This is a genomic window from Fibrobacter sp. UWT3 (assembly GCF_900230125.1).
GTDB lineage: Bacteria > Fibrobacterota > Fibrobacteria > Fibrobacterales > Fibrobacteraceae > Fibrobacter.
Genome location: NZ_OCSS01000003.1, coordinates 546,316 through 572,134, shown reverse-complemented (window position 1 = coordinate 572,134; position 25,819 = coordinate 546,316). Strand labels below are relative to the sequence as shown.

General features: G+C 53.5%; 26 protein-coding genes and 1 tRNA gene. 12 read left to right on the top strand and 15 right to left on the bottom strand.

The window, feature by feature from the left end; genetic code table 11:
- Window positions 1-33: 33 nt before the first annotated feature.
- Window positions 34-534 carry a Cys-tRNA(Pro) deacylase gene (ybaK, locus tag CRO08_RS13950; RefSeq protein WP_097036694.1) on the bottom strand — a complete coding sequence of 167 codons (501 nt, stop codon included), beginning with the start codon at window positions 532-534 and terminating at the stop codon, window positions 34-36.
- A 63-nt stretch (window positions 535-597) separates the two neighbouring features.
- Between ybaK and CRO08_RS13945 the strand changes: the two genes are divergently transcribed.
- Together CRO08_RS13945 and CRO08_RS13940 are read left to right on the top strand one after the other, a co-directional pair.
- Window positions 598-1,293 (top strand): 4'-phosphopantetheinyl transferase superfamily protein, encoded by a 696-nt coding sequence (locus CRO08_RS13945; protein ID WP_255252398.1) that lies wholly within the window; start codon window positions 598-600, stop codon window positions 1,291-1,293.
- Window positions 1,277-2,251 carry a Gfo/Idh/MocA family protein gene (locus CRO08_RS13940; protein ID WP_097036693.1) on the top strand — a complete coding sequence of 325 codons (975 nt, stop codon included), beginning with the start codon at window positions 1,277-1,279 and terminating at the stop codon, window positions 2,249-2,251. The genes CRO08_RS13945 and CRO08_RS13940 overlap by 17 nt, the downstream gene beginning before the upstream one ends.
- A gap of 222 nt (window positions 2,252-2,473) precedes the next feature.
- On the opposite strand, the gene CRO08_RS13935 is transcribed toward CRO08_RS13940, so the two are convergent.
- The 5 genes from CRO08_RS13935 to CRO08_RS13915 all read right to left on the bottom strand — a co-directional run bounded on the left by CRO08_RS13935 (window position 2,474) and on the right by CRO08_RS13915 (window position 7,205).
- A complete protein-coding gene (locus CRO08_RS13935) occupies window positions 2,474-4,948 on the bottom strand; it encodes a glycogen/starch/alpha-glucan phosphorylase (protein ID WP_097036692.1) in 2,475 nt (824 codons plus the stop codon).
- Between the two features lie 124 nt (window positions 4,949-5,072).
- On the bottom strand, window positions 5,073-5,912 hold the full coding sequence (locus CRO08_RS13930) for a hypothetical protein (RefSeq protein ID WP_141398391.1): 840 nt from the start codon (window positions 5,910-5,912) through the stop codon (window positions 5,073-5,075).
- 4 nt (window positions 5,913-5,916) lie between these two features.
- The gene (locus CRO08_RS13925; protein ID WP_097036690.1) at window positions 5,917-6,273 is read right to left on the bottom strand and encodes a hypothetical protein; all 357 of its coding nucleotides are present in this window, start codon (window positions 6,271-6,273) and stop codon (window positions 5,917-5,919) included.
- 15 nt (window positions 6,274-6,288) lie between these two features.
- Complete coding sequence (locus CRO08_RS13920) at window positions 6,289-6,639, bottom strand: DUF2019 domain-containing protein (protein ID WP_097036689.1); 351 nt, start codon at window positions 6,637-6,639, stop codon at window positions 6,289-6,291.
- Between the two features lie 20 nt (window positions 6,640-6,659).
- Complete coding sequence (locus CRO08_RS13915; protein WP_141398390.1) at window positions 6,660-7,205, bottom strand: hypothetical protein; 546 nt, start codon at window positions 7,203-7,205, stop codon at window positions 6,660-6,662.
- 793 nt (window positions 7,206-7,998) lie between these two features.
- Here CRO08_RS13915 and CRO08_RS13905 point away from each other — a divergent pair.
- The gene (locus CRO08_RS13905; protein WP_097036686.1) at window positions 7,999-9,174 is read left to right on the top strand and encodes an ATP-binding protein; all 1,176 of its coding nucleotides are present in this window, start codon (window positions 7,999-8,001) and stop codon (window positions 9,172-9,174) included.
- Window positions 9,175-9,195: 21 nt separating this feature from the next.
- Here the strand turns inward: CRO08_RS13905 and CRO08_RS13900 are convergent, their stop codons facing one another.
- A complete protein-coding gene (locus tag CRO08_RS13900; protein WP_097036685.1) occupies window positions 9,196-9,432 on the bottom strand; it encodes a hypothetical protein in 237 nt (78 codons plus the stop codon).
- A 332-nt stretch (window positions 9,433-9,764) separates the two neighbouring features.
- Here CRO08_RS13900 and CRO08_RS13895 point away from each other — a divergent pair, with 332 nt between their 5' ends.
- Window positions 9,765-10,373, top strand: coding sequence for a fibrobacter succinogenes major paralogous domain-containing protein (locus CRO08_RS13895; RefSeq protein ID WP_097036684.1), 609 nt, complete (start codon window positions 9,765-9,767; stop codon window positions 10,371-10,373).
- Between the two features lie 9 nt (window positions 10,374-10,382).
- On the top strand, window positions 10,383-11,111 hold the full coding sequence (locus CRO08_RS13890) for an NAD(P)H-binding protein (RefSeq protein WP_097036683.1): 729 nt from the start codon (window positions 10,383-10,385) through the stop codon (window positions 11,109-11,111).
- 58 nt (window positions 11,112-11,169) lie between these two features.
- Here CRO08_RS13890 and CRO08_RS17520 read toward each other — a convergent pair whose 3' ends face one another.
- From CRO08_RS17520 to CRO08_RS13865, 5 genes are all read right to left on the bottom strand, one after another.
- Window positions 11,170-11,979 carry a prepilin-type N-terminal cleavage/methylation domain-containing protein gene (locus CRO08_RS17520; protein ID WP_303621506.1) on the bottom strand — a complete coding sequence of 270 codons (810 nt, stop codon included), beginning with the start codon at window positions 11,977-11,979 and terminating at the stop codon, window positions 11,170-11,172.
- Between the two features lie 122 nt (window positions 11,980-12,101).
- Window positions 12,102-13,319 (bottom strand): NAD(P)/FAD-dependent oxidoreductase, encoded by a 1,218-nt coding sequence (locus CRO08_RS13880; RefSeq protein ID WP_097036682.1) that lies wholly within the window; start codon window positions 13,317-13,319, stop codon window positions 12,102-12,104.
- A complete protein-coding gene (locus CRO08_RS13875) occupies window positions 13,312-13,506 on the bottom strand; it encodes a DUF362 domain-containing protein (protein WP_255252397.1) in 195 nt (64 codons plus the stop codon). The genes CRO08_RS13880 and CRO08_RS13875 overlap by 8 nt, the downstream gene beginning before the upstream one ends.
- A 90-nt stretch (window positions 13,507-13,596) precedes the next feature.
- Window positions 13,597-13,670: transfer RNA gene (locus CRO08_RS13870), tRNA-Ile, on the bottom strand.
- Window positions 13,661-15,091, bottom strand: coding sequence for a glycogen synthase (locus tag CRO08_RS13865; protein WP_097036681.1), 1,431 nt, complete (start codon window positions 15,089-15,091; stop codon window positions 13,661-13,663). The genes CRO08_RS13870 and CRO08_RS13865 overlap by 10 nt, the downstream gene beginning before the upstream one ends.
- 146 nt (window positions 15,092-15,237) lie before the next feature.
- On the opposite strand from CRO08_RS13865, the gene CRO08_RS13860 reads away from it, so the two are divergent.
- Window positions 15,238-16,299 (top strand): lipoprotein, encoded by a 1,062-nt coding sequence (locus CRO08_RS13860; protein ID WP_097036680.1) that lies wholly within the window; start codon window positions 15,238-15,240, stop codon window positions 16,297-16,299.
- 288 nt (window positions 16,300-16,587) lie between these two features.
- On the opposite strand, the gene opgC is transcribed toward CRO08_RS13860, so the two are convergent.
- Together opgC and CRO08_RS13850 are read right to left on the bottom strand one after the other, a co-directional pair.
- Window positions 16,588-17,640 (bottom strand): OpgC domain-containing protein, encoded by a 1,053-nt coding sequence (gene opgC / locus CRO08_RS13855; protein WP_141398389.1) that lies wholly within the window; start codon window positions 17,638-17,640, stop codon window positions 16,588-16,590.
- Window positions 17,641-17,674: 34 nt separating this feature from the next.
- On the bottom strand, window positions 17,675-18,817 hold the full coding sequence (locus tag CRO08_RS13850; RefSeq protein WP_097036678.1) for a hypothetical protein: 1,143 nt from the start codon (window positions 18,815-18,817) through the stop codon (window positions 17,675-17,677).
- A 107-nt stretch (window positions 18,818-18,924) separates the two neighbouring features.
- Here CRO08_RS13850 and CRO08_RS13845 point away from each other — a divergent pair, with 107 nt between their 5' ends.
- Genes CRO08_RS13845 through CRO08_RS13830 form a run of 4 tightly spaced genes read left to right on the top strand, consistent with a single transcriptional unit; the run spans window position 18,925 to window position 23,484 of the window.
- The gene (locus CRO08_RS13845) at window positions 18,925-19,560 is read left to right on the top strand and encodes an outer membrane lipoprotein carrier protein LolA (protein ID WP_097036677.1); all 636 of its coding nucleotides are present in this window, start codon (window positions 18,925-18,927) and stop codon (window positions 19,558-19,560) included.
- Window positions 19,561-19,562: 2 nt separating this feature from the next.
- Complete coding sequence (locus tag CRO08_RS13840; RefSeq protein WP_141398388.1) at window positions 19,563-21,188, top strand: hypothetical protein; 1,626 nt, start codon at window positions 19,563-19,565, stop codon at window positions 21,186-21,188.
- Window positions 21,185-22,216 carry a hypothetical protein gene (locus CRO08_RS13835; RefSeq protein ID WP_255252396.1) on the top strand — a complete coding sequence of 344 codons (1,032 nt, stop codon included), beginning with the start codon at window positions 21,185-21,187 and terminating at the stop codon, window positions 22,214-22,216. Before CRO08_RS13840 ends, CRO08_RS13835 begins: the two co-directional genes overlap by 4 nt.
- Complete coding sequence (locus tag CRO08_RS13830; RefSeq protein ID WP_097036675.1) at window positions 22,213-23,484, top strand: DNA replication/repair protein RecF; 1,272 nt, start codon at window positions 22,213-22,215, stop codon at window positions 23,482-23,484. Before CRO08_RS13835 ends, CRO08_RS13830 begins: the two co-directional genes overlap by 4 nt.
- A 244-nt stretch (window positions 23,485-23,728) precedes the next feature.
- Here CRO08_RS13830 and mscL read toward each other — a convergent pair whose 3' ends face one another.
- Window positions 23,729-24,169: a large-conductance mechanosensitive channel protein MscL gene (gene mscL / locus CRO08_RS13825; protein ID WP_097036674.1), complete on the bottom strand. Its 441-nt coding sequence runs from the start codon at window positions 24,167-24,169 to the stop codon at window positions 23,729-23,731.
- 84 nt (window positions 24,170-24,253) lie between these two features.
- On the opposite strand from mscL, the gene CRO08_RS13820 reads away from it, so the two are divergent.
- Together CRO08_RS13820 and coaE are read left to right on the top strand one after the other, a co-directional pair.
- Complete coding sequence (locus CRO08_RS13820) at window positions 24,254-25,126, top strand: DMT family transporter (protein ID WP_097036673.1); 873 nt, start codon at window positions 24,254-24,256, stop codon at window positions 25,124-25,126.
- Window positions 25,127-25,187: 61 nt separating this feature from the next.
- Window positions 25,188-25,775 carry a dephospho-CoA kinase gene (gene coaE, locus CRO08_RS13815; RefSeq protein WP_097036956.1) on the top strand — a complete coding sequence of 196 codons (588 nt, stop codon included), beginning with the start codon at window positions 25,188-25,190 and terminating at the stop codon, window positions 25,773-25,775.
- Window positions 25,776-25,819: the final 44 nt, after the last annotated feature.

Sequence of the window (25,819 nt, the reverse complement as noted above, 5' to 3'; positions counted from 1 at the left end):
GGCTTTTTCTATGCGGCGAATTTTGTTGTTCGTTTAGTCCTGCGGGGCTTCGGGCGGAACTCTCGCGATTACACCGACAGTTGCACGGGTTGCCTTTATGAGGTCGGCGGGAGCAACCTTCAGTTGCAGGCCGCGTTCGCCCGCGCTTACGTAGATGAACGGAAACTGCATCGCCGTCTCGTGAATAAAGATGGGAAAATTCTTCTTGAGCCCGAGCGGGCTGCAGCCGCCGCGGATGTAGCCGGTAAGCGGCGTCAAGTCCTTGAGCGGGACGGTGTCGATTTTCTTGTTGCCGCTGACCTTGGCGGCGCCCTTCAGGTCCACTTCGAGATTTCCCGGCACCACGCACACGAGGTAGCCAATCTTGTCGCCGTGAACGAGGATGGTCTTGAATACCTGATTGATGTCTTCGCCGAGGCTGTCGGCAACGTGCTGTGCGCCGAGGTCGTTTTCGTCGACCTTGTAGGGGATGAGTTCGTAACTGATTTTCTGGCGGTCGAGAATGCGTGCCGCGTTTGTCTTCTTGATATCCATGTGGTAAAATATAAATCTTTGCGGTATGGCGTGCAATAGGCCTAAATTGCTATATTGCGCGGTATGGATACGCTTGTCTATACGGCAGATATTTCGGCTCTGAATGACCCCGCAGTTTTTGAAAGGCTGCTCGGGACGGTGCCCGAGTACCGGCGCGAGAAGGCGATGCGTTTCAAGTTCCCGGGTGGCCGTGCGCAGTCGCTCGGGGTGGGCCTGTTGTTGCGTATAGCTTGTCGCGATTTCGGGATTGAAGGCGCAGACGCCCATGTGGTGCTCGGCGAGAACGGGAAGCCCGCCTTTCGCGATGAGCCGGATATACACTTCAACCTCTCGCATTCCAAGACGCGCGTGATGTGCGTGATTTCGCCCTACGAGGCGGGTTGCGACGTGGAACGCGTGCGTTCGGGGCGTTCTCGCCTTGCGGAGCGCTTCTTCAAGGAATCCGAGAATGCGTGGATACATTCCTTCCCGGAAGGCTATGCGCAGGATATTGCTTTTTGCAGGCTCTGGACGCTGAAGGAATGTTACATGAAGGTCACCGGGCGCGGGATGGCGCTCTCGCCGGACAAGTTTACGCTGACGATGTCGCCGGAGGGAATAGTTCTTGACCACGATGGCGTAAGGCCCGAGTATCTGTTCCGCGAACTAGACTTTGATGACGGCTTTCGGTATGCGTATTGCCTGAAGGGAGCGCCGGAGACGCACCCGGTGAAGGTTGCGGAGATTGATTTAGGGGGAGTGAATGAAAAGACGGTATAAGGCGATTCTTGTCGGGAATGGAACTATGGGCGGGCGGCACCGTGCGCGTTTTGAAATGTGCGGTGTGAAGTTTATCGCTGCTGCGGACAATCAAGAAGAATTTGACGGGATTGCTGATAAATTAACGTGCGGGACTGCAGGTGGGCTGCCCGCAGACTTTGCGGTAATCGCGTCGCCGGCATCGACGCACTATGCCTACGCGAAGTTCTTCCTGGAGCGTAAAATTCCCGTGCTGGTCGAAAAACCGCTTGCCATCTCCGGCGAGGCGGCGCAGGAACTCGTAGACCTGGCTGTGAAAAACGATACGCTTCTGTTTGTTGCGCAGTCGGAATGCTTCAACCCGATTTTCCTGAACTTCCGCAAGCATTTCCTTGCGGAACTTAACGCGCGTCTTGAGGCCGGCGATAAACAATTAGGTGCAGGCGATAAACAATTAGGAACTGGCGATATGCTTGTTGTTGGCGATAAACTGCCCGCGGGTAACGTGCGTCTGGAATTCCGGCGCGAGCACAAGTATTCCGAACGTTGCCGCGATGTAAACGTATCGCTTGACCTGCTCGTTCACGACCTGAGCCTGTTCTTTACTTTGTTCAGGTACGAAGATGTCGAAGTCTCGTTCAAGACATCTGCCGAATCCCGCGATAGGGCAAGGATGTATTTGAAGGTAGCGCGCGGGCCCTACAAGGGCGTGACTGCGGATTTTTACGTGAACCGCGACAGTGACGTGGATGTACGCACGATTTCCGTGAGCTATGGCCGGCAGGGAGGCTCTCCCGGCTCCAATTACACCGTGAGCCTCGCGCGATATCTCGACAACGGCGAAATTGCCCACATTCCCGATTCACTCGAGAACGAACACAGGTTCTTCCTCAAACTTTTGGACGGAGCCTGCGGTGACTGGGGCAAGCGCATTGCCCGGATTGCGGCGGACTGCGTGAAAATCGCCTCTCGGCAATAAGTAATTTTTCCATTTGCTTCGTATAGCTTCGTTTTTATAATAAGGACGAATCTTACGCTTGCAAAAAAATGAATAAAAAATCCCGCGATTTCTCGCGGGACTTTTGACATTCTTGCCTAAAACCTTCGCTTCGTGCCTCGCGGTACTCCGTTCAGGATTACGCTGAACCTGCAATCTTTCGTCTTTCGTCTATAGGACCGCAGGTCCGTCCTTTCGTCTAAGTTACAGCTTGATGCTGCAGGGCTTGGCGTTCCAGATTTCCTCGGCGTACTGCTTGATGGTACGGTCGGAACTGAACTTGCCCATGCGGGCCACGTTGAGGATAGCCTTTTCGGCCCAGGCCTTCTTGTTCTGGTATTCCTTCGCCACCTTGGCCTGCATGTCCACGTAGCTGCGGAAGTCGGCGCAGAGCATGTACGGGTCGTGGGTGAGGAGCTTGTCTGCAATGTGCTTGAACAGGTCCGGACGGTCGGGGCTGAAGAAGCCGGAACCGATGAGGTCAATCACGCGGCGCAGGTCGTCGTCCTTCTCGTAGAAGTCGCGCGGACGATAGCCCTTGGCGAGCAGGTCGGTGACTTCTTCCACGGTGAGGCCGAAGATGAAGATGTTCTCGTCGCCGACTTCTTCCTTCATTTCCACGTTGGCGCCGTCGAGCGTACCGATGGTGAGCGCGCCGTTGAGGGCGAACTTCATGTTGCCGGTACCCGAGGCTTCGGTGCCCGCGGTAGAAATCTGTTCGGAGAGGTCAGCCGCCGGGATAATCTTCTCGGCGAAGGAGACGCGGTAGTTCTCGAGGAACACCATCTTGAGCTTGCCCTTGCAGACCGGGTCGGCGTCGATGATGGCGGCCACGGCGTTCGCGAGGCGGATAATCTGCTTGGCCATCCAGTAGCCCGGAGCGGACTTACCGCCGATCATGATGGTGCGCGGCATGATTTCCTTGCCGTCCTTCACCTGGATGTACAGGTGGATGGCGTGGAGGATGTTCAGGAGCTGGCGCTTGTATTCGTGGATGCGCTTCACCTGCACGTCGAAGAACGTGTCGGTATCGACATCGACGCCCTGCGTTGCCTTGAGGTACTTGGCGAGGCGTTCCTTGTTCTGCTTCTTGACGGCCATGAATTCCTTCTGGAATGCGGCGTCCTTCGCGAACTTCTCGAGCTTCTTCAGGTCGTCGAGATCCTTGACCCAGCTTTCGCCAATCTTCTTGGTAATGAGTTCGGACATGGCGGGGTTGGCCTTGCGGACCCAGCGACGCGGCGTCACGCCGTTCGTCTTGTTGTTGAACTTTTCGGGCCACAGTTCGTAGAAGTCCTTGAAGAGGGTGGTCTTCAGGAGGTCGGAGTGGAGAGCGGCCACGCCGTTCACGGCGAACGAACCCACGATGGAGAGGTAGGCCATGCGGACCATCTTGCAGCCGCCTTCCTCGATGAGGCTCATGCGGGCGAGGCGGGCATTGTCGCCGGGCCACTTCATGCTCACCATGCGCAGGAAGCGAGCGTTGATTTCGTAAATGATCTGGAGGTGACGCGGGAGGAGCTTCTCGAAGAGGCTGACGGGCCACTTCTCGAGGGCTTCCGGCATCAGGGTGTGGTTCGTGTAGGCGAACGTCTTGGTGACGATGTCCCAGGCTTCGTCCCATTCCATGTTCTCGATGTCGAGGAGAATGCGCATCATTTCGGCGATGGAGATTGCCGGGTGCGTGTCGTTCAGCTGGATGGCGACCTTCTCGGGGAACTTCTTCCAATCGCCGTCATGGAGCTTCTTGAAGCGCTTGATGATATCCTGCAGGGAGGCGGAGCACAGGAAGTACTGCTGCTTGAGGCGCAGTTCCTTACCGTTCATGGAGGAGTCGTTCGGGTACAGCACCTTGGAAATCGTTTCGGAAAGTTCCATGTCCTGCACGGCGGCGATGTAGTCGCCGTTGTTGAAGTAGCTGAGGCCGAAATCGTCGGTGGACTTCGCGCTCCAGAGACGCAGGTTGTTCACGGTGTTGTTCTTGTAGCCCGGAATCGGGGTGTCGTACGGGAGGGCGAGCACGTAGTCCTTCGTTTCCCAGCGGTTGCGGAGCTTACCCTTCTCGTCCATCCAGCTCACCACGTAGCCGTAGAACGGGACCTTGATGGCGTTGGCCGGGCGGGCGATTTCCCAGGGGTTCGGGAGGCGCAGCCAGTTGTCCGGCTGTTCTTCCTGCTCGCCGTTCACGATCTTCTGGCTGAACATGCCGTATTCGTAGCGGATGCCCATGCCGGTGGCCGGGAGTTCGAGAGTTGCCATGGAGTCGAGGAAGCAGGCGGCGAGGCGGCCGAGGCCACCGTTACCGAGACCAGCGTCCACTTCCTGTTCGCGGAGTTCCTCGAGGGTCATGCCGATTTCGTCGAGCGCTTCGGTGACGGCGCTTTCGACGTCGAGGTTCAGCACGGAGTTACCGAGCGTGCGGCCAATCAAGAATTCGAGGGAGAGGTAGTAGACGCGCTTCACGTCCTGCTTGTAGTAGGTTTCCTGCGTCTTGATCCAGCGGTCCACGAGACGGTCGCGGACGGCGTATGCGACAGCGAGGAACTTCTCGTGGTCGGTCACGGTCACCTTGTTACGGGCGAGCGTGTGGTGGATGTGGTCGGTGAACGCCTTGCGGAACGATTCCGCGTCGGTGCCGAGCACTTCGACTTCTTCTGCTTTCTTGGTTGCTTTTGCCATGACTAAGCCTATGGGTTTATGGTTCAAACTTGTTCGGGAAACCCGATTTTACGGCGGTAAATTTAGAAAAAACTGTCCTGTATGTAAAAGGATTTTAATAAAAGCGGGGGTGAAGGGGGCTTGTTCAGCGCTTTTTTCGCTTCACCTTGGTTGTGCCGAGTTTTTCGATTTCTTTTAGCACTTTATCAAAGTCTTTGTCGGTATTTTTTAAAGGCTTTAATACGTCGCCACCTGTGCTGGGAGGTTGGGTAAGTTTCTTGCTTTTGGGAGGTGGGGGCGGCTCCAGACCGACTGATTCAAACATCTCTAGAAAAAGTGACAAATCACCACAAGAGAATTCGCTACAAAGTAAAGCAAAATCAATGACTGAGAATCCGGCCTTGCGAGCCAGTTGAAATAAAGGCTCATAGGACTGAAGGCGTCGAATAAAACTTTTTCTATCACTATCGAGTTCCAAGACAAAAGTAATTTTGCCTCGCTCGCACAATGGACAACCATTCCCATCGAGGCTCTTCAAATCAACAGCGATTTCGTCAAAAGCAGACAAGGGGGCGATAACAACATTTTCCGAATCGCTGTATTTTAGATTTTCTTTTAACGGGGGCGGAATCCTGCCGCCTGCGCCACCGCCAACCGATTTGTACAATTTGCCTTTTTCATCTACAATCGCGCTGTCCAACATGCCGTTCTTTTCAGAGTACAAGGCCCATACGATGCGACCTGGATCAGCTTCATTTTCCTTATGAAGAGAAATGTAGCGAGAACCATAACGGTCCAATTGCATTGTATAGAAGACATCAGGCAGATGACCGCCTTCGGCGCCAACGTCCATGTGCTTTTTCGTAATGTTCACGTAAACAGGGAAGGTGTCATCCCACGAATATGCAGAGCAGACCAGAGCCAAAATCGCTACGATGGTAGTTATTTTACATGTAATTAATTTCATAAGGATTTTGGCAAACACAAAACTAACCGTGAAAACAAGGGATTACATAAAACAATCTTGCCATAGTAACCACAATCCAGAACATATAAACAATCTTCGTAGGCGGCTTTCTTGAAAAATCAAATTTTCCAAATTTTAGAATTATCAATGATATGCCCAATAAGAAAAGGCTGAAACAACATGCTGCACCAATAAAAGTAACACAATCATCATCTACCTGCAACGATAAAGCATCTTGAGAGCCGTCATCATACGGGCGTAATGGAGCCAACAGCGCCAAGCAAGTAAATACGAAAGAACCTAGAAAAGAACCCAAAAGGGCGACAATCGAGACACCCCTAAAAAAATTTTTCATCGCAACGTAATCGTTTTTATTCATCGTCTTTTATCAAACTTACAAAATTAAATTTCCTTTTTTCCATTCGTCAAGTGTCGTTTTGGCGGATACAGCCAGCAAACAATTCGAAACTTCGCCAAGTGCGGTCAAAACCTTTTCGGATTCCTCATATGAAATTGCAAGATAATGCGTTGCAGCCCAAAGCCTTGTTCCCATAGACGGAGCGGAAAGTAATTCATGAAAAGCATCGCTGGTCAAAGCACCTTGTGCCTTGATTTGCTGATAAACTGCCATCAACTCGTCGTAGGCTTTATTCGCCTTTTTATGGTTGCCCGTTTCTATTGCGTCGCCATACAAATCTGAAAGGTGAGCGTATTCTTGAATTATTTTACATTCAGTTATTTTCATTTTCCCTATTTTAACAAATTTTATTTCATATTTGGAAAATAAAAATCAATAATGCGCTGAATGCACGTTGTATCTTGGCCTAACTGGTGTAGAAGCGCTTTGGTATTCATCATCTTGTCTTTGCTAGCAGACAGAACCGAATCTACGCGGCAATTTAATGTATCCGTTATCTTGCTATAATATACACCTTCGCCTTTTCGCTGGTTATCGGCAAAGATGAATATTTTAGACAACCGATTATTCATCTGCAATTTCTCGTGGTTGGTATAATGTTCCCGATCTAAAATTTTTTCGAATACGGCGATGTAGTTCGTCCCATCAAAATTAAAAACTCTTGCATAAGGGACAAAACTCGAAGCCGGAATAGAATCTTGGTCAAAAAAGAAAAAGTCATTCAACAGTTCGTCATAAGGATAATTCCATTTTCTTTTCGCAAAAAGCCTGTATTCATGGCTGATTTCAATATCAGGAAAAGTAGAGGAAGTATCATTGTGTGTCATGGCGACAAATTCAATTCCTTGATCCACGTTTTTCTCAACGTACTCAGGCCACCACATATTCAGCACGAAGGAATTATATTGCAAAATTCCGATTAAGCCTAAAATTACGCAACAGACAACAAATGCAACAGTGCGTACTTTGGACGACTTGAGTGATTTGATTATCGAGTGCATTGACGATACATCACAAAAATGCAGCCTACAAAACTAATAATCCATATCAAGAACCATGCTAGAAAAACGCCGTTGTCAACAATTGTTCGGCCAATGCTTGTCGTATCTGATATTAGGCATAGGCACAATATGTCAAAAAGAAATGGAATGATGAAAAATTTCAAGCACCGCTTTTTCAAGTTTAGCAAAGTAATAAAAATGAAAATAATCCTGAAAAGCATCATGGTAAACATGATTCCATTGTCATCACTGCCTAAACTCATTAAGTCGCGGGTGTAGAATGTATCGGGGTTACCATGTGAATCATAGACACCTGCAGCGACAAAACGATCTATGCGAAAAACGGCATACTGCAAAACGCAGATTATTGTTGAAATAATCAGGAAGATGACGTTCGTGGAATTGACTGTTTTAATCCGGTTTGTCACGTTCGGGGCCTTTTTTCTATTCGCTTATTAGAAATAACAATAGTATAATTCGTCCGTTCGTATGACATAGTGGAGGCGAAGTAGGGTCGTAAATGAATCACTTTGATGTTGATGCCTATAATTTTTTGCGAGAAATGCCGATTTTGACGAAAAAAAACACATTTTAATCAAGTTGCGGTTTGCGTTCCGCACTTTTTAAAAAAAGTGTTGCTTTTACTCCGCATTTTTGTTATTTTTAGTGGGAAGGAGTCTGCAATATGGAAACACTCTTCGAAATATACACGAACCGCCTGGCGAGAGTTGATACGAGATTTGTCCGCTATCTTCACGACAAAATCAAGTGGAACTCTAGGTTGATTGTCGTTACGGGGGCAAGGGGTGTCGGCAAGACAACCATGTTGCTTCAGCATATCAAGTTGACGGAATCGGAATCGGATTCGCTCTATTTGAGTGCCGACAGTATTTATTTTGCAGACAACACGTTGTACGAAGTGGCGTCTAAATTTCATAAGCTCAACGGAAAATATCTTTATATAGACGAGGTACACAAGTACAAGAACTGGTCCACAGAAGTCAAGATGATGTACGACAACTTGCCCGATTTGCATATTGTTGTGACCGGTTCATCTGTTCTTGATATCACGAAGGGGACGGAGGCCGACTTAAGTCGGCGAGCCCTTATTTATAATTTGGAGGGGATGTCTTTTCGTGAGTATCTTAATTTTACGCTTGGTACAGACCTAAAGCCTGTTCCGTTATCAAATATTATTTCCAATTCGTATGTTCTGCCCGCCAGCATACCGCATCCGATTCCGTTGTGGATGGATTATCTCAAGATGGGATATTATCCGTTTTTTAGGGAAGACGATTTCTATATGCGTTTGGATAACGTTGTGAATCAAACTCTGGAAGTCGATATTCCCACATACGCGAACATGAACGTCGCAACATCTCTAAAGTTGAAAAGGCTTCTTTTCATCATAGCTCGCAGTGTCCCGTTCAAGCCGAATTTTTCGGAAATCGGCCGGGCTATTGATGTCGATCGCGGAACTGTAGCGGATTATTTCGTTTATATGGAGAAGGCGGGTCTTATTTCTAGATTGCGCCATGCCAATGACAAAATGGTTCTTTTGGAAAAGGTGGACAAAGTTTACTTGTCGAATCCGACACTTTGCTTCGCTCAATCAGGAGAGAAACCTGATGTCGGTAATTTGCGTGAAACTGCATTCTATTCCTTGATGCGAGTGAACAACAAGGTGGCATCTTCACCTGTATCGGATTTTTTAATAGAAGGTATGACCTTTGAGGTCGGCGGTAAAAACAAGAAGCACAAGCAGATTGAATCTGTCGAAAATGGCTATGTTGTAAAGGATGATATTGAAAGTGGCTTCCTCAACACCATTCCCCTATGGGCATTTGGGTTGAACTACTGAGTGCAACTTGGCGGGGTGGTCCTATTGTTCTTCGGATTCCGGGGCCGATTCCTTCTGGGTGCGGATATTTTCCATCAGGAAGTGGATGGCCTTGAGGCGGCCGTTGCATTTTTCGATGCAGTTATCGTAAAACCCCTTGGTTTTCTCGTCCCACTCGGGCACGATTTCGGAGGCGTACAGGAAATGTTCGACGCAGATGGAAAGCTGGTCCGCTTCGCGCCGCAGGTCGTCAAGGTTCGATCTCGTGAAGAATGCCATAATGATAAAGATAAAAAAGAAAAGTCGTCCTAAGAGGTGGCTTGCACATGGTTTGGGGTGGCTTTTTTGACACTCTTACATACTAAAACGGCAAAAGAGATGAAAAAGTATGTAAGAATGTGGACGTGTGGGGGATTTCGCGTGATGCTTTACATACTAGATGTCGGAAAATGCTTTGTTAGTATGTAAAATAAACTGTTAAAAGTGCTTTTTGATTGTTAGTTTATTTGTGATTTTGCGAAAATTACATACTAAAGCCCCCCAACAGGCAAAATAGTATGTAAGGGACGTATTTTTGAACTCAAATTGATTAAATAACATATATTTAAAACATGTCTAAAAGGCTGGTTTTCATTTTGATTGCATTGATGGCGGTTGCTGCGGTGGCGGCAAATTCCTCTGTGACGGGAATGTTCATGGATTTGCGCGATGGCAAGACGTACAAGACTGTGCAAATTGGTTCGCAGATCTGGATGGCTGAGAATCTGAACTTCGAAATAGCGGACAGTTATTGCTACAACAATGACACTAGCAACTGCAAAAAATATGGTCGCCTTTACACGAGGGATGCTGCGTTGAAGGCGTGTCCTGCGGGCTGGCACTTGCCCAGTATGGATGAATTCAAGGCTTTGATAGAGACTGTCGGCGGTGAAAAAATTGCGGGTGAGAAACTGAAATCGAAAAACGGTTGGAATGATGGTGGCAATGGTTCGGATGCTTTCGGTTTTTCGGCGCTGCCTGCCGGTACTTGGTTCGATGGGGGAACCACGGGGGATGATGAAGGGTTCTCTGAAGAGACTGTTGGTACTGGCTTTTGGGGTTCTACGGAAAATGCGAACAAGGAACTTTGCGAGATGAATTTGGTCGATGCTGATAATGCTCCTTATTTTTATTATAGGGGACGGGGTTTTGGAAACTCTGTCCGCTGCGTAAAGGATTAAATTTATAGTATGAAAGTTGCGCTTTTCGGTTCGACCGGCCTTGTCGGAAAAAATGTCTTGAAACTCCTGGTGCGCCTTGACCAGGTGGAGCGTGTGTACTGCCCGGTGCGTCGCGTGCCCAAGCCCGCCGAAACCGGTATTCTGGATGGTTCGGCAGGCTCACCAACCGAAGCCGCGAAAATCGACTTCGACGTGGTCGACTTTGAACAGGTGGACAAGTTGCGCGAGAAGTTTGCGGGCCTCGACACGGCGATATGCTGCCTCGGCACGACTATCAAGCAGGCGGGTAGCAAGCCCGCGCAAGAAAAAATCGATGTGAGGCTCCCGCTATCGCTTGCGGCTGTTGCGAAGAAGGCTGGCGTGAGGCATTTTTTGTGCGTGAGTGCGCAGGGCGCGAATACGCATTCGCCGTTCTTCTACAACCGCCTGAAGGGCATGCTCGAGGAAGGTCTCACGATGATGAACTTCGATGCGCTCACGCTCGTGCGCCCGTCGCTGCTGCTCGGTAAACACAAGGACAAGCGGTTCGGCGAAGAACTGATGCAGAAGATTTTTGGCAAGCATCTCGCGATACTGCCGGCGAGAATCCGCCCGGTGTTCGCGGAAGCCGTCGCGGCTCATCTCGTGGCCTCGATGCTCAAGCCGCCTTTTGAACATGTGTGCGCAAGCGACGGCGTGAAGGGCAAGCGCATCATATATAACAGAATATTGGCGCAAACGCCGGCTGACGTTTTTTAAGAAAGAGTTTTATTGCAAGGCTAGTTAAGCTATTGACGTGTGTTAATGGAATAGACGACTACTTATTATTCTTCTTGTATTGTTTGGGTGCATGACCATTGGGAACATAAAAACCGCATTCGGGAATATAGATGTGATTATCTTCGTTGTTTGTTTTCTTATGTTCCTCTAATGCTTGGCAATCTATATCTTGTGAAGAAGAATCTTCTTTCTCTTTCTTGTCTTTCTTGTCTTTCTTCTCTTTTTCGGTATCATCCGTCTCCTTATCATCCGTCTGCGTTGTAGTCTCCTTAGGTTCTGGCTCTGTAGTTTGCTGCGGTTCCGGCTCTGCAGTTTGCGTTGCACCTGCGCTGCATGCGCTTGCGTCAACGCTTCCGACGGGCCAGTTGCTGGTGAGCGATGCACATTCCTGAGAAGAGACGACCTGCGTGAAATTGACCGTACTTTCCGCGACGGGGTCGATGACTATGCCCCAGGCGCTACGTGCGGAACATTCGTTGAGCGCACTCAGGTTCGTCGCGCTCCATCCGAGAAAACTTTCTGCGTCCTTGTCTATTTCCTTTTTCGCCACGACGCAGTCGCCGTATTCGAAGTTGTTTGTCTTTCCGTCGCCCGGTGCTGCGTATCCGATGTCTTTCCAGGAGCCAATGCCGTGGTCGTTGTGGACGAAAGCGTCCTGTAACCGGACGTAGACGCCTGCCGCCGTGGGGACTTCTGCAGCTTTCGCCTTGGCAATCATGCCGAACAGCTTGGGGACGCCGACTGCGGCAAGAATGCCCATAATGACGATGACGACCATTATTTCGATGATGGTGAAGCCGTTCTTTTTATCCATGAGAGGCTCTTTTGAAAAGATTGCAGAAATCATAAGTTTACGATAACAAAAATATAATATATGAAAACGCTAGGCGCAATACTTTTTTCGCCTATGGAGAAGAGGGCCCGATTACTGTGATAAGCGACAAACTGCCGGCCGCAGAAGGAGATTTTTTACTTGAATTTCCAGAACTTGTAAAGGTATTTTGCGGTCTGGACGGGCGTCTTGAGGAAGGCGCTCTTCTTGTACCCGCTCAGGGCGAACCCCTGCAGTACCTTGTACAGGCCAATCTGGTCTTCGCGGTTGATGGCGAGCAGGAACCTGCGGAACTTGTACTCGAAATCGTGCGTCTTGCCGAAGTACTCGTAGCAGCGCTTTTCGTACTGCTTGAGGAAGTTGCTGCTAAGTGCCGCTGCCTCGCCAGAGGAAGCCTTGAGGCCCATGTCCACGTAATCGGCGCAGAATCGGCCGGCCCTCATCGCTGCAGCGATGCCACCACCCGTGAGCGGGTTGGTGTGGTGGGCGGCATCGCCCACGAGGGCCAGGCGGTCGAGCGTGTAGTCCTTGAGCGTACTGGAAACAGGCACGAGCCCGCCTACAGTATGGTTGATTTTTGCCCCCGGGAAGAGTTTCTCGAGCCATTCCATCGTGATTTCGAGAATGTTGCCCGCATGCTTGCCTGCGGCGAGGAACCCTGCGCCGAAGTTCGTGACGTTTGACTTCTGCTTCGGGAAACTCCAGATGTAGCCGTCGTTGATAAAGTCGTGGCCCTGCCAGAAGGTGAGGTAGTCGGGTTTGGTCAGGAGCCCCTGCACCTGGATGTCGACACCCGTGCACGTCTCGCGCGGGTCCTGGACGCTCTTGAGGCCGACCATGCGCCCGATGCGGCTTTCCACGCCGTCGGCCGCGATGACCATCTTCGCAAAAATTTCCTGCGTGCCCGTTTCGGTCACGCTACCGTCGCCGTTGCCTTTCCCAAGCACGACGCGCACCATGCGGGTATCGCCCTCGACATCGCCCACGAATTCGGCACGTGCGCAGGTTTCTACCTGGGCGCCGTCGTCGGCAGCAAGCTTTGCAAGCCACGGGTCAAAGATTTCGCGGTTGAGCATGATGCCCGTGTTCGGTTTCGGGACTTCGATGTTCACGCCGTTCGGGCCGTAAATGTAGAGCCCGTTGATGATGCTCTCGATGCAGCTCTCGTCGATGGGGCCGTATGTCTGGAGGTCGGCCAGCGTAGTGCTCGCCTCCCCGCACCGTACCGGGAAGCCGATGCGTTCGCGCTTCTCGAGGAGCAATACCTTGTGCCCCGCCCGTGCGAGGTTCCTTGCGGCAACGGAGCCGCCGGGCCCAGCGCCAATCACCACGACATCGTAACGGGAATCAAGCATCGTTCACCTCCGTAATCTTTAGCGCACCGACGGGGCACGCCTTCACGCAGATGCCGCAGCGCACGCATTTTTCGGAATCAATCTGCAGGTCGAGCCCGAACATGTCTAGCGCCATCTTGGGGCAAATGCCTACGCAGCCCGCGCAGGCGAGGCAGATCTTACGGTCGTGAACGAGTTTCTTCATCATGAGATAATATAGTAAAAGAGATCCCCGCCTACGCGGGGATGACAGTGGGTAAGGAAAGACCCCGCAACAATGAATGCTGCGGGGCCTTCGTGGGGCCTCCCGGACTTGAACCGGGAACCAACGGGTTATGAGTCCGTGGCTCTAACCGATTGAGCTAAAGCCCCAGTTCGCCCAATATTAGCAAATATTTTGAAATTGTGCGTGCCCACTCGTAGTGGAATCCGCTGTAGGCGTTTACCACCGCTTTGTCCCAGTCGGCGACTTCGTTCTTGTACACGTGGAACGCGTCCTTGAGCCTGCGCAGCATCTGGTGCGGAGCGTTCGCGTCTTCGACGAGGAATGCGTTTGCGCGGCCTGCCGTTTCGGGAGTGTAGTCGTCGAGCATTGTGGCTACGCCGACATTGAAACCGGTGAGCGGGAGTGTTCCGCAGGCGAGCGCCTTGAGGATAATCGATGTGGACGGTTCACGCAGGTTTGCGGCAAACAGGATGTCGGAACCGGCGAGGACCTCCTTGAGCGGTCGGACGTTCTCGGTCTCGCGGTCGATGGGCATCACGTGCATGATGTCGGGGTACTGCTTCGACACGTCCTGGTAGAAATTCCATTCCGGGTCTTCGGGCGAGATGCCCACGACGATAAACACGTCCTGCTTCGTTATGTCGGCGAGGATTGTCGCGAGCGTCTCGGAGGTGTTGCCCGCTTCTTCGTCGAGGTGCACGTAGAGGACCAACTTCGACCCGAAGTCCACGTGGAGTTGCTCTTGCAGCGCAAGCCTGGCCCTGTGTTTCGCTTCCTTGATGGGGAGCTGTTCTTCGCGGTTGAAGTCCCATACCCGGTAACTTACACCGAACTGGACGCCGATAAGCTTGTCGGCGTTGTGGTTCAAAAAGCCGCTGAGTCCGCCGGGCAGGTTTGTGTTGAGCATCGCGTCACGGTAGCCGGGCGAGGGGAACAGGACCTTCTCGGCAAAACAGATGCCCGCCTTGAGGAGGCTTACCTTGCCCCAGAACTCGTAGCCGTCCATGTTGTACCTTTCGCGCGGGAGGCCAATCTTCTCGATTTCCTCGGACCTCACGTGGAAGTCGTAGGTGATGTTGTGAACGGTAAAGAAGAACGGCACGTCGCCGAATTCTTCCTTGTAGGTGTTGTGCGCGAGGGCTCCGGCGAGTGCTCCGCCCCATTCGTGCCCGAGAATTGCCTGGAATTCGGTCTTGGACTCGATGGCGTAGCTCAGGCAGGCCGAAGCGAGGAAGGCGAACCGGAGGTGGTTGTCGCCGTAGGGGACGTCTTTAGGAGGGCCGTAGACGTAGGGCCTGCCGAAGTATTCCTCGTTATAGATATAGGTGTGCAGCGGGTCGGTCTCGGATTTCCATATTTCGTAAACCTTGCCCTGAAGGCGCTCCGTCCCGCGGAAAACGCACTTGTAGTTTTCCGAATTCTGTAAATGGTTCTTGAAAAACGGGGAACAGGTAACAACATTCACCCCGGCCTGGGCGAATGCGTCGGCAAGTCGGTTGACTGCCGTGGTGAGCGGACTGGGCACTAGCCAATTGCCCGCTTCTGGACTGACGACCAGAATTCTCATTCCCTATACACACTCCAAATAAAAATTTACGAATACGAGTGATATATGACAAATTTATTTAATTAAATTATCGTATGGTAAACCTGAAACGCGCTTTTGGCTCGATTTGGGGCTTATTTTGAACTTTATCCTTGAGGATTAAATCAATGAAGAAAATTTTTCTTGCCGCTTTAGCCGTGTCGGTCGCCTTTGCGCTCTCCGGCTGTAAGGGTGCCAACGAAAAGCGTGGCGACGAACACCTGGAAAACCAGCGTTACAGGAACGCCATCAACTCCTACCTGGATGCCCTCAAGAAGGGTAAAGTCTCAGACGAGTTCTACGACAACTTCACGCTCGCCCTTGTGCGCGGCGCGAACATCGAAGCCAAGAGCAACATCAACAGCGACCTTATCAGCGGTTACTTCGACAAGGCCGCCACTAACATTTCCAAGGTGCAGAAGCCCGAAGTGATTGAAGAATTTGTGACGAGCTATGCGACCATTGGTAAGCAGCAGGCTGCCCAGCAGGGACTGGACTACGGTTCTACCCTTCAGGCGTTCGCAAAGATCGACACTGCGCTCTCCATCGCGAAGAGGATGAACGTGGGTGAGGCCTCCGTGAAGACCATCCGTACCGAAGCAGAAAACCTCTATGTCGGACCGGCCCTCGCCGAAGCGAACGATGAAACCGATCCGGTGGTTTGCGAATACAACCTGCTCCGCATTGCCGAAATCGCTCCGGAAAATGCCGACGTGAAGGCTGCGCTCAACAAGAGCCGCAAGGGCACGCGTGGCTACTTCCTCATCTTCGGCGAAAACATTCCCGACCCGTCCGGCAAGAACCGCGTGGACAAGTGGGGCTACGTGATGGCTCTCCCGACCATCAAGATGACCGCCACCTCCCTGAGCGGCGAACTGCAGTTCTGGGCATCGACCGGCAACAACACCGTGCTCGACCCGGCTAACATCACGCTCGTCTCTACCGAGGGCAAGTCTGTGAACGCCAAGGCCGGTACTGGCTGGTGCGAAGCCGAAGTGCTCGTGGGCAAGAAGGGCGACGAAAAGATCGAGAAGAAGCGCCAGAACCTCAAGGCCGGCGAAAAGGGCAAGCTGATGAACGAATTCCAGTGCGGCCTGAACGTGACCTTCAGTTTCGAGAAGGGCTTCGTTCCGGACTACATCCAGTACAAGGATGAATTCGGCATCGGCAAGAAGTTCCTCGGTCAGTAGTTGTAATTGCTACAGAGAATGTAAAAAGGTCCCGGCTTCGCCGGGGCCTTGTTTTATATAGTTGGCTTCGGACATGCTTCACGCACTCACACGATCACTTCGTTCAAGTGTTCACTTAGTGAAGCATGTTCCTCCGCCAAGGATAGGCGAGGAGCTTTTTTCTTAGCACCGTTAGGTGCCCACGCAAATAATCCGCTCATACCACAATCTTGTAATTGGAATAAAGCGGATTATTAAGTGTCGGGAGGGTCTTAGGGAGGGCTAGCCCGTTAGGTGCCCTCCCTAGTCTCATTTGGGTTCGCGGGCCTTCGCGAGGGCCCAAAGCAAAACGCAGGCTACGATTGGGACAAGTACGTTCCACGGCCCGTGGTAACGGACCGTTCCGGGGGTCGCCATCCAGAGATAAATGAGCACGATGTGCACGGTATAGACGTCCAGGCTATGCCGCCCCATCACGTTGGTCGCCCTGAAGTCGAGCAGGGCGGGCCACCTGCGCACAACCGCACATATCAAGAGCATGAAGGTAAAGAAGTTCGCGAAGCGGAGCGGGCCGACGTGCACCTTGCTGGTCCAGAAACTGGCCGGCTCCGCGAGGGCGATAAACTGGTGCGACCAGAGGAAGCAGAAAACGAGAAGCACGATGATTGCGGGGGTCGCGCGCCGGACCGCGTTTACGGCGAGCGCGTTGCCGGCGGATTCGTCCCTGCGGGCGATGCGCCACCAGGAGGCGGTCGCCGCTCCCGAGAAGTACACGAACTGCCAGCCGAACGGGTCGAAGTCCCCGTGGTGTATCCACTGCGGGAAGATACCGTTACACGCGTCGCGGAGCCCGAACTGCGCCGCTATCCAGAGCGCGAGGACGGGGAGCCAGAGGCACAGCACCTGCCGCTTGCGCGCCGCCCGCGTAAACAGCGGGAACACGAACGAACCCGCCAGAAGGAAAATCACGTACAGCGGCAGCACGTCGAGATACTCGGGTGTATTGGCAAGCAGGAGGCTGAACGCGCTTCCCGATGCGGGGTGGCTGTAGATGGATTCGAACAGGTAGCCCACTCGCGGCAGGAACAGCCACGCCGCAAGGCTCAGGCCGGCGAGCGTTGCCACGTGGTAGCGCCACGTCTTGAACGCACGCCAACGCATCCAGGACTGCTTCGGGTCCTTCACTCCCTTGCTTGTGGCGGCAAGCATCCCGACGAATCCCGACAGGAAAAAAAAGCCTTCGGCCGCACTGAAGAAGCCGAAGCACTGGTACAGGTAGTACGATATGGGCCTTCCGAAATGGTCGAGGGTCATCTGCAACAGCAGAAGCCCGCGGATCGAGTCAAGCGCCCTGATTCTCACGGATTCTTCCGGGGGAAGGCTCGCCTGTCAAAGGCTAGAAGCTGGCCTTCGCGCTGATACCCATCGCGAAGTCGGTATCGACCTGGTCGTTGAAGTTATAGCCGAACCAGAACACGAGTTCCGTCTTCAGGGTCGGGTACAGGTAGAAGTTCATGCCGAGGTAGTGGAACGAGTCGTCGAAGTTTTCGGACTTGTTGCTATCCTTGTTGGTGTCGCGGTCGTGGTATTCGTAGCTCACGCCCATGGTGAACTTCTTGTGCAGGTTGAAACTCGGCTCGACGGAGAACATCATCTGGTCTTCTGTTAAGATCTGCGGTTCGGCGTCGTATTCTTCGTCGGTAATCGCGTAGAAGAAGTTCATGTTCAGGTTGAAGAAGTCGTAGTTGAAGCTCGGTTCCAGGAGGAAGGAGTGGACGCCCTTGCCCTTGTACGGGTGGATGCCCCACACGGCGTAGATGCCGTAGTTCATCTTCTCGAAACTCTTGGTGTAGTCCACTTCCAGGCCGAACGTGTAGGTGTAGCTGCGGCTGATTTCGCTGCCGAACAGCCAGTCCACGCTCGGGGTAAGCACGAGGTGTTCGTCCACGTGGTTCAGGATGGGGTAGGAGTACGTGCCGAAAAGGGCCATGGAGTGCACATTGTTTTCGGATGCACCCATATAGACCTTACCGTTGCCGTACTTCTCGTTGCCGACTTCGATACCGGCACCGCGCAGGTGCGATTCACGGACAATGACCGCGTAGCGGGCGGGGTCGCGCCAGTAGTAGTAGTTGAACGCGCCTGCGGAGTAGGTGAGGTCGCCGAACACGAGGCCGATGGAATGGGTCACGTCCCAGCGGAGTTCCACTCCATCAAAGTTGAATTCGGTGAACCTTCCGCCGTCACCCATGGCGGTGGAACGGGCAAAGTAGTGGCGGCGGGTTTCGGACGCCTTTGCCATGCCGTCGGAAGAATCGACGTAGGTGCTGTGCGTGTTGGCCTTCACGGTTACGGACACGTTCTCGTCGATTTTTGCCTTGGCGGCAAGGTCGATATCCTGGTTGGCGGCATTAGTCGGGTCGAAATCGCTGTCAAAATAGCTGCCGTAGTCAAAGTTTACGTTACCGTGCAGTTCGACATCCAAGGCGAGGGCAAAAGATGCGGACGCGAGGGCGATGGGCAAAATGAGTTTGCGCATAAAATCCTTCCAAAAAAGTTCTTGGACAAAAGATAGAAATATATCTTGCAAAAACCCAACGTCGAGGGCGCTTACGTTTTGTATTTTTGTGTATATACAGGAGATTTATGAAAATTCGTAGTCTGTTTATTGCTTTGTGTGCATTGGGCGTCTTGGCCGTCAATTCCTTCGCGGTTACCGCCGACGAGGCCCTCAAGGGCTCCAAGGAGTGGTTCAAGTCCGGCAAGGCCTGGAATCTCGAGTTCCAGGTGCAGATTTTTTATGCGGAGTCGCCCGATATCGTAAGCCAGACGGGAACGCTCCTGGTGGCCGATGCCGACAGGTTCCGCCTGAAGGTCGCGGGAATCGAGTTCGTGAGCGACGGCGAGAGCCTGTGGCAGTACAATCCCGAGCAGAACCAGGTGCTCATCAAGGCTATCGAGGACCTTTCTTCGGCGTTCCACCCCTCCGAGATGCTGTTCAAGTATTTGGAATGCAAGGCGAAGGAACTGAAGGAAGCGGAATTCAACAAGCAAAAGTTGTGGGTGCTAAAGCTCGACGCCTCGAAGTATGCGGGCCAGTTCGACCAGATGGAAGTATGGCTCTCGAAGAAGGACTTTTCGCCGGTGCGCCTGTTTACGGTTGACCCCGCGGGGAACTCCTCGTGGTACAACATTCTCAAACTGAACGTGGTAAAGAAGGTTTCGCCCGACGATTTCAAGTTTAAACCGGGCAAGGATGTCGACGAAATCGACATGAGGTAACGATGAATTTTTTGGTAAATGCGGGTTTTGCTAGGCGTGCCGCGGGAGTTGTTGCTGTGGCGTCTTCGCTTGCCCTTGCCGCCACCGAGACGCTGTTCAGCAATTGGGCGTTTTCTGTAGCGCCGGGCTCGGCCACGGGATCCCTGTGGGTGTTTTCGCGTGGCGAAATGAATAGCGGGGTAACGCTCCTGAACCTCAATGTGTCTGCTTCCGGACAAGTGCAGCTTTCGCCTACGGAACAGGGCCCGCTCTCTGATTCGGTGACTGCCGTGCACGATGGCATATTTACGGACGTGAATGCGAACCACCGCCGCATACCTGCCGAGAATGCGGGCAGGCTCGGGCTCGTTTACCCGATGTACGGACTCGACAACAACGGGAACTTGCTCCAGCCCGAGGGTATTATCTCGGTGCGCAGTACCGAGGACATTTTCGAGACACCGCTTGAACTCCCGAGCGCGGCGGAAGAGCTCGATTCTGCGATGACGTATGCGGTGAGCGGCCTTGCCTACGATTCGACGCGGAAGACTCTCTGGATTGCGCGCGGCATGCTCGGCCTTACGGGTTACGACATCTCGCGCGGTGCGAACGACCCGAAGGAATTCAGGCTTATCTTTGACCGCGAGAACAAGACGCTCGATACGCTCAAGCTGAATGCCTCGAAGGACCTCAAGAAGTACACCGAGGTATTTGACGTGGCGCTGGACCCGAATACGCGCGACCTGTGGATGGCAACCGCCCGCGGGCTCTGGGTGCTTTCTGCGGATGGCGGGCTTGCTAGTGCATCGAAGGTGCTTGATTCCATGCGTGTTACGGGCGTGTGGGTTGGCGGCGAGCCGCTTATGGTTATTGCCGAGACTCAGGCGCAGGGCAAGGAATCCATGAAGGGTGGCCTCTGGCGCAAGTATGTAGAAAAGTCGGGCGATTTTGCGAAGGTGCCGTTTATCGACGTGAAGGGAAACTCCCAGAAGAAGGACGTGTACGATAATGCCGATTACACGGTAAGCAATGTGGCCTTTGTCGGGAAACAGGCGCTTGTTGCGGTACGGACCGTGGGCGGCTCCGTGACCGGGCTCTTGCGGGTCGATTCGCTTGGTGTGCGCGCCTACGAGAATGACGAAGAAAGCCAGTGGCTTTTCGGTTTCGAGATGGGTGTGACCGACCGCGACGTGATGATTTGCGATATAGCCGCGTTCCCGCTTGAGAAGAATACGACAGGGCTTGCGGTTGCCACCTACGGCAACGGCATATCTGTTTCGGCGGATACGGGGCGGACCTGGACCCCGATACTGAACCGCGCGAAGCTGAGCGGAAACCTGGGAACGGTGCGCATGGTTCCCTCGGTGATAACTGCGGGTAGCGAATCGCTTGTTTCGTACAAGGTAAGCAAGGATTCGAAGATTACCATCGAGGTGTTCAGTTACGACATGAAGAAGGTGCGCAAGATTGTGAAATCCGCCCCGCGCTTTGCGGATGCCTCGCGCTCCACGAACGCGAAGGAAGATGTTTGGGACGGGCTTGACGATTACGGGAACCCCTGCGCGATGGGCGTGTACTACGTGCGCGTGAAGGATAACCATGGCCACGTGGGCTGGGGTAAGGTCATGACGCTAGGGGGGAGCAAATGAAAAAATTGTTTGTGACTCTCCTGCTCCTGGCCGGCATTGTATTTGCTGGCGTTGTCGACAAGAAGGCTGCCCTCGGTGGCTTTGACGGCTTTGTGGAACGTATGGGCGCGGGTGCGCGCGAACTCGGGCGCGGCAATACGGGCTCTGCGGATACGGCCTCTATGCCTGGCGCTTACTGGAACCCCGCTATTCTCGGGTTCCGCCAGAACTTCAACTACACGCTCAATGCCGAACGCAGGAGCCTTGACCGCATGGGCGGTTCCCTCGGACTCGAAACGCCGGTCGGAAACCGCATGGGCGTGGGGTTCGCGATGCTCTACCGCGGCGATATAAACTTCGACGTGATTGATGATGACGACCAGACTCTCGGTACGGCGACCCCGTTTTTCACGATGATGTATCTCGGGTTCTCTTACCGCGCGACTCGCCGCGATGCCTTCGGTATATCGCTCTCGCTGGGCTACGACAACATGGATGTCGCCGAATACTACGACGGCATCGAGATGGTGGACGGCTTCACGAGCCCGGTGGCGATAAACCTGGGCTGGCTCAGGCAGTGGAACGAAAAGTGGTCCACGTCGGTTGTCATCAGGAACATCAGCTTCGGCAGGAACCTTTCGGCCCGCTGGTCTCGCAGCCCGAGTACGGACAACAGCATAGCCTCTACGGAAGGCGTACGCCCGAAGGTGTTGCAGGTGGGGCTCGGCTACCGCTCGAAGGTGCTGGGCAAGCCCGTATATGCCTGGATGGAAGCGCTCGACTATCAGGTGGCAGATACCTTGCTCGTGTTCGACCCGCAGCATCACGTGTGGACGGGCCGCGTAGGTTTCGAGTGCGAGATTATTCCCGACGGAACGGTGCGTATAGGCATGGACGACCTGGATGCGATGATTGGCCTGGGATACAAGTTCAACATACGCATAGGCAAGAAACGTTACCTGTTCGACGTGAACTATGCCCTGACTTACGAATCCGGTGCAGGGCTATGGAACCCGCTCAGCCTTGGCGTGAGGGGCTTTATCCCGTGATAAGTTCGCTGTCGCTAGCGCACGTCCGCAGTCTTGACGGGCGGGAATACCGCTTTGTACCCGGAATCAACGTGATTCACGGAAAGAACGGGTGCGGAAAGACTACGGTGCTGGAGGCAGTGCACCTGCTGGCGCAGGGGTTCTCGTTTCGGGCACATGACCTGAAGGAACTTATTGCCTGGAATGCGAACGAGATGATTCTGCGGGGCGCATTCGAGTACGACGGGCGCGAACTTGCACGTGCTGTGCAGGTCGGGCGCTACAAGAACATCGTGAAGGAAAATGGCGAGCCGTTGCGCGCGGTTTCGCAGTTTTTCGGGAAGGCGCCTGCGGTGATTATGCAGCCTTCCGATATAGAACTGCTGCGCGGTGCACCCGAAATACGCCGGCGCTGGCTTGACGAGATTCTGTGCTTTAGGTCGGCATCGAACGCGAAGGTGCTGCGCGACTACAGGCGCGTATTGCAGCAGCGTAACCAGTGGCTCCGGCAGTTCAAGAAGGATGGCGCGGCGCTTGGCGGCGAGGACTTGTTCCACGTGCTTACGGACCAGCTTGTTGCGCTCGGGGCGAAGCTCTGGGCGGCGCGCATTAGCCTCTCGAACGAGATTTCCCCGATAATCACCGGATACTACAGGCGGCTCTCGGGCGGGGTGGATACCATTACCTGCAATTACAAGAGCTCCATCTTGAAGGATTTGGACGCGCTGGATGCGGCGGTGTTCATGGACGAGAATGAGCTGGAGGCGGTTGCTGCTGAAAGTAGCCCGCAGTACGCTCCGGAGGGATGCGATGCGGGTGAAAACGGCGCAGGTCAAAACGGCGCTGGCAGCAATCCGAATGACGCTTGTGTTGCGGGTAGCGGCAGTGCGAGCGACGCTCCCGTGAGCGAAGAAATGCTGAAGAACGCCTTCGCGGAAAAACTCGCGGGCCTGGAGTTTATTGAAAAGTTGCAGGGAATTACGATGTCTGGCCCGCACAAGGACGACCTCGCGCTTTGTGCATCGGGCCACGAGATGCGTTCTGTGGGCTCGCAGGGGCAGTGCCGTTCCGCGGCGATCGCCATGCGCTTTGCTGCGGTGGATGTGGCTGCCCGCTACCTCACAAAACCGGTGCTCCTGCTTGACGATATATTCGCCGAACTTGACGTGGATCGCCGCGGGGCGGTCGCATCGCTCATCCGCGAGAAGGACTGCCAGGTGCTCATCGCCACCCCGCAGGTCGAGGAACTGCCGTTTAAGGCGGATTCGAAAATAAGCCTAAGCGACTAGGGCGTGGCTCGTACGACGGCCCCTCCCTAAGACCCTCCCGCCATGCACATAATTGCCATATTTCTGGAAACAAATTGAGGGCGTTGGCAATTAAGTGCATGCGCACACCGGAGGTGTGCTTTAACGACTAGGGCGGGCCTCGCGTGAACAAAAAAATAAAGACCGCCGGGGCGGTCTTTACTCTGAAATTTTTAGATCCTTCGACGCCGAGGCTACGCCTCGTTGCTCAGGATGACACGTAGTGTCACTTCTTCAGCAGGTCGCGGATTTCGGTGAGGAGCTTCTCTTCGGCGCTCGGCTCAGGAGGAGCCGGAGGAGCAGCCGGGGCTTCTTCCTTCTTGCGCATGTTCTGCATGAATCCGAGGAACTTCTTCATCACGATGAACACCACGATGGCGACGATGAGGAAGTCGATGATGCCGCCGATGAAGTTGCCGTACGGGATGGTCACGCCGTTAGCGGTGGTGTAGGCGAGAGCCTTGAGGCCTTCGCCCGCGTCCTTGCCACCGGCCATGGAGATGATGGCCGTTACGCTCGGCATCACGATGTCGTTCACGAAGGAGGTGACGATTTTACCGAATGCGCCGCCGATGATAACACCGATGGCCATGTCGACGATGTTGCCCTTGAACGCGAAGGCCTTGAACTCTTCGAGAAGGGACGATGCTTTACCTTTGATACCCATGTGGGCTCCTTTTGTTAATGTTGCTTTTGAAAAAAATAGTATTGTCGTGCAGTTTGGCAAGGCATTTTCTAAATTGTGTGCGCTATGTCATGGTTGTTTCTGGCTTTTGCGTCTGCAGTGTTTCTTGGTTTTTACGATTTGGCCAAGAAAAAGTCGGTGCAGGACAACGCTGTACGTCCGGTCCTTTGCCTGTGCAGCGCCTTCTATGCCCTCTTTATGCTCCCGGTCCTGTTCCTGGGGCACTGCGAACCCCTGTCGTTCCACGACCACCTGTTGCTGATGGCGAAGGCTGTCATCGTGGGGCTCAGCTGGCTGTTTACCTACAATGCCATTGCGCACATGCCGCTCAGTATATCGACCACGATACGCGCGCTCGCCCCGCTCTTTACCATCATGATTGCGGTGGGGTTTATGGGGGAACGCCCCTTCCCGCTCCAGTGGGTGGGGATTGCCGTCTGCGTGTGCTCGTACATCGGGCTGAGTCTCGCGGGCAGGAAGGAGATGGGGCACTTTTTCAGCAACGGCTGGGTGATTTCGATGCTCCTGGGCACGCTTCTTGCCAGCTGCAGCGGCATTTATGACAAATTCATATTGCAGCGCATGAACTTTGAACCCTTGACGGTGCAGGTGTGGTTCAGTGTCTATATGCTCGCGGTGCAGTTCATCACGACTGCGTTCACGTGGTACCCGACCCGCAAGAAGACGACCCCGTTCAAGTTCCGGTGGAGTTTCCTTGCTGTGGCGGCGCTCCTGATTATCGCGGACCGTTGCTATTTCCTTGCGGTGGGGAATCCCGATGCGCTGATTTCCATCATCACGGTGCTTCGCAGGTCGAGCGTGTTCATCAGTTTTATCGCGGGTATCTTGATTTTCCGCGAACGCAAGAGCAAGCTCAAGTTCCTGGCCCTGCTCGGGATTGTCGCGGGTCTTTGCCTTATATCGCTCGGCAAGGGGTAGGGGCAAGCCCGCAGGCCATCGCTTGAACCCTCCTTTGTCGTATTTTTCTATAATGTCTTTTATGAAGAAAATCGGCATCACGGGTTCCATAGGTTCGGGCAAGTCCTTTGTGGGCTCGCTCCTGCGGGAACGTGGCTGTATGGTGCTCGATGCCGACAGACAGGTGCATGAACTGTACCGCACGAGTACACCCCTGCGGGCTTCCATTGCGCAGGCGTTTGGCGCGGAGAGCCTTACGCCGGAAGGTGTCGACCGCAAGTACCTTGCCGGCCTGATATTCAAGGACGATAGTGCCCGCGAAAGGCTCGAGAACCTGGTGTACCCTTACCTGACGAAGTCCGTGGGGGATTTCCTCATGAGCGAAATTCCGGGTGGTTCGGGCGTGAAGTTCGTGGAGGCCGCCCTCTTTTCGCGTACACCCGAGATAGTCGCGATGCTCGATGAAATCTGGATTGTGAAGGCTCCGGAGGACGTGCGGCTTCGCAGGCTGATCGCCCGCGGGCTTGGCGAGGAAGATGCGCGGCTCCGCATCCAGAACCAGCGCGGGGTATGCGACGAATCGCTTTTCCCGGGCAAGTGCGTGCGAGTGCTCGAAAACGCGGAAGGAAAGCCCGCCATCGTGAACCAGCTGGATCAGCTCCTCCTGTAATTTGCATGGGCACCTTCGGTGCAGTGACAAGGTCAAGTTCAACA

Excerpts from the sequence above, each read along its gene's own strand:
- ybaK (WP_097036694.1), bottom strand. The coding sequence starts at position 534 with ATGGATATCAAGAAGACAAACGCGGCACGCATTCTCGACCGCCAGAAA.
- CRO08_RS13945 (WP_255252398.1), top strand. The coding sequence starts at position 598 with ATGGATACGCTTGTCTATACGGCAGATATTTCGGCTCTGAATGACCCC.
- CRO08_RS13940 (WP_097036693.1), top strand. The coding sequence starts at position 1,277 with ATGAAAAGACGGTATAAGGCGATTCTTGTCGGGAATGGAACTATGGGC.
- CRO08_RS13935 (WP_097036692.1), bottom strand. The coding sequence starts at position 4,948 with ATGGCAAAAGCAACCAAGAAAGCAGAAGAAGTCGAAGTGCTCGGCACC.
- CRO08_RS13925 (WP_097036690.1), bottom strand. The coding sequence starts at position 6,273 with ATGAATAAAAACGATTACGTTGCGATGAAAAATTTTTTTAGGGGTGTC.
- CRO08_RS13920 (WP_097036689.1), bottom strand. The coding sequence starts at position 6,639 with ATGAAAATAACTGAATGTAAAATAATTCAAGAATACGCTCACCTTTCA.
- CRO08_RS13905 (WP_097036686.1), top strand. The coding sequence starts at position 7,999 with ATGGAAACACTCTTCGAAATATACACGAACCGCCTGGCGAGAGTTGAT.
- CRO08_RS13900 (WP_097036685.1), bottom strand. The coding sequence starts at position 9,432 with ATGGCATTCTTCACGAGATCGAACCTTGACGACCTGCGGCGCGAAGCG.
- CRO08_RS13895 (WP_097036684.1), top strand. The coding sequence starts at position 9,765 with ATGTCTAAAAGGCTGGTTTTCATTTTGATTGCATTGATGGCGGTTGCT.
- CRO08_RS13890 (WP_097036683.1), top strand. The coding sequence starts at position 10,383 with ATGAAAGTTGCGCTTTTCGGTTCGACCGGCCTTGTCGGAAAAAATGTC.
- CRO08_RS17520 (WP_303621506.1), bottom strand. The coding sequence starts at position 11,979 with ATGATTTCTGCAATCTTTTCAAAAGAGCCTCTCATGGATAAAAAGAAC.
- CRO08_RS13880 (WP_097036682.1), bottom strand. The coding sequence starts at position 13,319 with ATGCTTGATTCCCGTTACGATGTCGTGGTGATTGGCGCTGGGCCCGGC.
- CRO08_RS13875 (WP_255252397.1), bottom strand. The coding sequence starts at position 13,506 with ATGATGAAGAAACTCGTTCACGACCGTAAGATCTGCCTCGCCTGCGCG.
- CRO08_RS13865 (WP_097036681.1), bottom strand. The coding sequence starts at position 15,091 with ATGAGAATTCTGGTCGTCAGTCCAGAAGCGGGCAATTGGCTAGTGCCC.
- CRO08_RS13860 (WP_097036680.1), top strand. The coding sequence starts at position 15,238 with ATGAAGAAAATTTTTCTTGCCGCTTTAGCCGTGTCGGTCGCCTTTGCG.
- CRO08_RS13850 (WP_097036678.1), bottom strand. The coding sequence starts at position 18,817 with ATGCGCAAACTCATTTTGCCCATCGCCCTCGCGTCCGCATCTTTTGCC.
- CRO08_RS13845 (WP_097036677.1), top strand. The coding sequence starts at position 18,925 with ATGAAAATTCGTAGTCTGTTTATTGCTTTGTGTGCATTGGGCGTCTTG.
- CRO08_RS13840 (WP_141398388.1), top strand. The coding sequence starts at position 19,563 with ATGAATTTTTTGGTAAATGCGGGTTTTGCTAGGCGTGCCGCGGGAGTT.
- CRO08_RS13835 (WP_255252396.1), top strand. The coding sequence starts at position 21,185 with ATGAAAAAATTGTTTGTGACTCTCCTGCTCCTGGCCGGCATTGTATTT.
- mscL (WP_097036674.1), bottom strand. The coding sequence starts at position 24,169 with ATGGGTATCAAAGGTAAAGCATCGTCCCTTCTCGAAGAGTTCAAGGCC.
- CRO08_RS13820 (WP_097036673.1), top strand. The coding sequence starts at position 24,254 with ATGTCATGGTTGTTTCTGGCTTTTGCGTCTGCAGTGTTTCTTGGTTTT.
- coaE (WP_097036956.1), top strand. The coding sequence starts at position 25,188 with ATGAAGAAAATCGGCATCACGGGTTCCATAGGTTCGGGCAAGTCCTTT.